This window comes from Anaerolineales bacterium, from assembly GCA_022866145.1.
GTDB lineage: Bacteria > Chloroflexota > Anaerolineae > Anaerolineales > E44-bin32 > PFL42.
The window spans coordinates 1-4,229 of sequence record JALHUE010000417.1 but is presented as its reverse complement, the minus strand read 5'-3'; the positions used below and the strand labels follow the sequence as shown (position 1 = coordinate 4,229).

The window sequence follows — 4,229 nt, the reverse complement described above, 5'->3', positions numbered from 1 at the left end:
GACCTCCGCCAGCGCTGCCGGGCCCGTCAGGAGATCGATGCCTCCGACAAGGTGGTACTTCCCGGCTTTGTGGACCCGCACACGCACCTGGTGTGGTCCGGAGATCGCGCCCTGGAATTCGAACAGCGCCTTCAGGGCAAGACCTACATGCAGATCCTGGAGTCGGGAGGAGGGATTCTGGCGACGGTCCGCCAGACGCGGGCTGCTTCCAAGGATGATCTGGTGCGCAGCGCTCAGGGGAGGCTGCGCCGCATGGCGGCCCACGGGACAACCACCGTGGAAGGCAAGACCGGCTACGGCTTGGCATGGGAGCCGGAGTTGCGCATGCTCCAGGTCATGCTGGCTCTGGATGATAGCGGCCCGGTGGCGGTCGTCCCGACCTTCCTGCCGGCGCATGCCGTGCCGCCGGAATTCACTGGCCAGGTCGACCGCTACGTGTCGGTCATCACCCAGGAGATGCTGCCGGCGCTGAAAGCCTGGTGGGCAGACCAGGCCTCAGCCCGACCGCTGCCGTTCGTGGATGTCTTCTGCGAACGAGGCGCCTTCGACCTGGCGCAGACGCGGGCGATCCTGACCGCGGCCCGTGAGCTCGGCTTCCCCCTGAAAGTCCACGTGGATGAGTTCGCCTGCCTGGGTGGCGTGCCGCTGGCGATCGAACTGGGGGCAGTGTCCGTCGACCACCTCGTGCATACGCCGGCCGAGCACATCCTGCAGTTAGCCGGATCCTCAACGGTGGCTGTCGCCCTGCCCTGCACCCCGTTCGGACTGGGCGAAACCGAGTATGCCCCGGCCGGCGCCATCCTAGAGGCGGACGGACTGCTGGCCTTGGCCAGCGACCTGAACCCGGGTACCGCCTGGTGCGAGTCGGTGCAGTTCGTGATCGCCCTGGCCTGCCGCACCATGCACCTGACACCGGCCCAGGCCATCGCCGCCTGCACGATCAACGCCGCGGCCGCCATCGGCCGTTCCGACCAGGTCGGGAGCCTGGAGGTCGGGAAACAGGCCGATCTGATTCTGCTCGACACCAATGACTACCGCCACCTCGCCTATCGCTTCGGCACCAATCTTGTAACCCACAGCCTTCGATCCGGCAGACCCGTCTAGCGGGTGGGTGGAGAGTGTGCGTGGTAGGGGAGGCCGCCGGCTTCCCTTGCTGGGCCCTTGTCTATCCATCCCAGTCGCCTGCCGTGAGAGGTGGCGGCATGGACCTGATCCAGTCTCCCTGGACCAATGGGCTCTTCCTGCTCCTGGCGGCGCTGGCTGCCTGGATCGTGCTAAGGTTCCTGGTGCGGATCACAGGCCGGCTGTTGCGCCTCGGCTGCCTGGCAGCCGTGGCTATTCTTGGGGTGGTTTTGGCGCTGAATGCCTTTGTCTGAGCCCCTCGGCTGCCGCCCGGGCCGCCATCAACCGCGGCCAGCGGGGACCATTAGCCAGAAGAGCAGCTAGAGCAGCCCGCCGGGGATTCCTCCCGGGATGAGCGCCAGCAGAAACGCCAGTCGCATCCACAACGGGTTCAGGCCGAAGAACTCGCCCAGGCCACCAAACACTCCGGCGATCACCCTCGAGCGCCTCGAGCGGCGCAGCCGAACTCGCTGTGGTTGGATCCTCGGCTTCCTCCGGCGCCTAGGTCAGAGAGCTCGGCACGGGTTGGGAGCCCGCCGAGGCGCGATCCTCGCCTGAGCAGTCCTTGGCCGGCGCAGCCGCCCACCAGCGCGACAGGAGGTTTGAGCCGTTGCTCAAACCTCCTGTGTCTGCCTATCGGGAATTCAGCGCCGAGCTCCGCCCGCTGCAAGCAGCGGAAGCGGCTCGAAGCCTCCGCCGGTCTAGTAGTCCGGCATCTGCGGCGCAGACATCTTCTCCTTCTCCGGCACGTCGGTGATCAGCGCCTCGGTCGTAAGGATCATGGCCGCGATCGAAGCCGCGTTCTCGAGGGCGCCCTTGGTGACCTTGGCCGGGTCGATGATACCGACCTTGACCATGTCCACGTACTCGCCCTTGATCACGTCGAAGCCGATGTTCTTGTTCTTCTTCTCTACCTGCATGCGGCGCACAGTCTCGATGACCACTGCGCCATCCTGCCCGGCGTTCTCCGCGATCCTGGCCATAGGAACATCGAGGGCCTTGCGCACGATGTTCACGCCGACGGTCTCGTCCTCGTCCTCGAACTTGAGATCCTTGATCGCCTCGCGGGCGTTGATCAGGGCCACACCGCCGCCGGGCACGATCCCTTCCTCGACCGCAGCCCGGGTGGCGGAGAGAGCGTCCTCGACGCGGTGCTTCTTCTCCTTGAGCTCGGTTTCAGTTGCGGCGCCGACCCGGATGACCGCCACACCACCCGACAGCTTGGCCAGGCGCTCCTGCAGCTTCTCCTTGTCGTAGTCGCTGGTCGACTTGTCGATCTCGACCTTGATCTCTTCAATCCGGCCCTTGATGCGGGCCGGGTCGCCCTTGCCCTCGACGATGGTCGTGTCTTCCTTGTTCGCCACAACCTTGGCAGCCTTGCCCAGGTCATTCAGGGTGACGGACTCGAGCTTGCGGCCGAGCTCCTCGGTGATCACGGTCCCGCCGGTCAGAATGGCGACATCCTGCAGCATCGCCTTGCGCCGATCGCCGAAGCCGGGGGCCTTGACGGCGACCACGTTCAGCATGCCGCGCAGTTTGTTCAACACCAGGGTCGCCAGCGCCTCACCATCGATGTCCTCGGCAATGACGACCATTTCCCGCTTGCCGATCTGCACCAGCTTCTCCAGGATCGGAACGATATCGGCGGCCGCCGAGACCTTCTTGTCGTGGATCAGGATATACGGATCGGTGATCACGGCTTCCATGTGCTCGGGGTCGGTGACGAAGTAAGCCGAGATGTAGCCACGGTCGAACTGCATGCCTTCGACGTACTCGGTCTCGAACTCGAGGCCCTTCGACTCCTCGACCGTGATCACGCCATCTTTGCCGACCTTGTCCATGACCTCGGCGATCAGATCGCCGATTTCCTTGTCCTGGGCGGAGATGGCGGCGACCGAGGCGATTTCTTCCTTGGTGGTCACCTTGATCGACTGCTTGCCGATCGCCTCAGCCACGCCCTTGGCCGCAGCCTCGATGCCATGCTTGAGCATCATCGGGTTGGAGCCGGCGGCCAGGCTCTTCAGGCCGTTGGTGACCATGGCATGGGCCAGCACGGTCGAGGTCGTCGTGCCGTCACCGGCGATGTCATTGGTCTTGGTGGCGGCCTCTTTTAGCAGCTGGGCACCCATGTTGGCGAATGGGTCTTCGAGCTCAATTTCCTTGGCGACGGTCACACCGTCGTGGGTGATGGTGGGCGATCCGAACTTGCGGTCCAGGCCGACGTTCCGCCCCTTCGGCCCCAGGGTAGTTGCCACCGCAGCCGCCAGAACATCGACACCTTCCTTCAGTCGCCGGCGGGCGTCTTCAGAAAACGCGAGTTGCTTTGCTGCCATTGTCACGCACTCCTTGTCTCAGATGCGAATCTATTCGTCGAGGATCGCCAGGATGTCGTTCTCGCGCAGGATCAGGACTTTCTCCCCCTCCAGCTTGAACTCAGTCCCGGCGTACTTGGCGAAAAGGACCTTGTCGCCGATCGCCACGTCCATCGTGATCCGCTTGCCGTCCTCGTCCCGGGCGCCCGGGCCGACAGCAAGCACCTCGCCCTTCTGCGGCTTTTCCTTGGCCGTCTCGGGCAGCACAATCCCGCTGGGAGTCACATCTTCGCCTTCCAGCGGCTTGACCACCAAACGGTCGCCCAGTGGCTTGAGCATAAGGGACATGCGCTTTCCTCCTGCAAGTATGGGATTTGGTTCTCTAGGTGAGACTCGTAAGGATTAGCACTCGGGCCACTTGAGTGCTAATCCATGGACTAGTCTACCCGATTTGTGCGGAGCCTGTCAAGAGGTCAGGCATCGCTGGGGGTGACGGTCGGCGCTGGGGCGGGCGTAGCCGCGCAGATGGCGCGGTTCTCGGCCACGATTCCGGTCACCACGGCGTCGGTTGGATACTGGGAGAGCAGCTCGGCGAAGACCCGCTCGGCCGCCTCGCACTGGCCGTAGAAGGCCAGGACTGAGCCGTAGGTGTAGTAGTACTCGAGGCTGCTCGGGCCGAGGGGCAGGCCAGCCACCTCCCGGCCGTGCAGGGGGGCCACGGCATCCTGGGGGTCATCCGGATCGCACCCCAGGGCGAACTGGCACAGCATGCGCCGGCTGTCCTCCTGGCTGCAG

Annotated in this window: 6 protein-coding genes; 2 read left to right on the top strand and 4 right to left on the bottom strand. The window is 64.7% G+C overall.

All coding sequences use genetic code 11. The features are described 5' to 3' along the window. On the top strand, nt 1–1,104 hold a 1,104-nt coding region (hutI, locus tag MUO23_12480), incomplete at its 5' end, for an imidazolonepropionase (protein MCJ7513772.1). 98 nt (nt 1,105–1,202) lie between these two features. Continuing rightward, nucleotides 1,203–1,376, top strand: a complete 174-nt coding sequence (locus tag MUO23_12475) for a hypothetical protein (GenBank protein ID MCJ7513771.1) — start codon at nt 1,203–1,205, stop codon at nt 1,374–1,376. A 66-nt stretch (nt 1,377–1,442) separates the two neighbouring features. Here the strand turns inward: MUO23_12475 and MUO23_12470 are convergent, their stop codons facing one another. The 4 genes from MUO23_12470 to MUO23_12455 form a co-directional block, all read right to left on the bottom strand. Next, entirely contained in the window at nt 1,443–1,559 is a 117-nt protein-coding gene (locus MUO23_12470) for a PspC domain-containing protein (protein MCJ7513770.1), read from the bottom strand. Between the two features lie 264 nt (nt 1,560–1,823). Further along, nucleotides 1,824–3,455 carry a chaperonin GroEL gene (gene groL / locus MUO23_12465; GenBank protein MCJ7513769.1) on the bottom strand — a complete coding sequence of 544 codons (1,632 nt, stop codon included), beginning with the start codon at nt 3,453–3,455 and terminating at the stop codon, nt 1,824–1,826. Between the two features lie 30 nt (nt 3,456–3,485). Continuing rightward, on the bottom strand, nt 3,486–3,773 hold the full coding sequence (gene groES / locus MUO23_12460; GenBank protein ID MCJ7513768.1) for a co-chaperone GroES: 288 nt from the start codon (nt 3,771–3,773) through the stop codon (nt 3,486–3,488). 134 nt (nt 3,774–3,907) lie between these two features. Continuing rightward, on the bottom strand, nt 3,908–4,229 hold a 322-nt coding region (locus MUO23_12455; GenBank protein ID MCJ7513767.1), incomplete at its 5' end, for a hypothetical protein.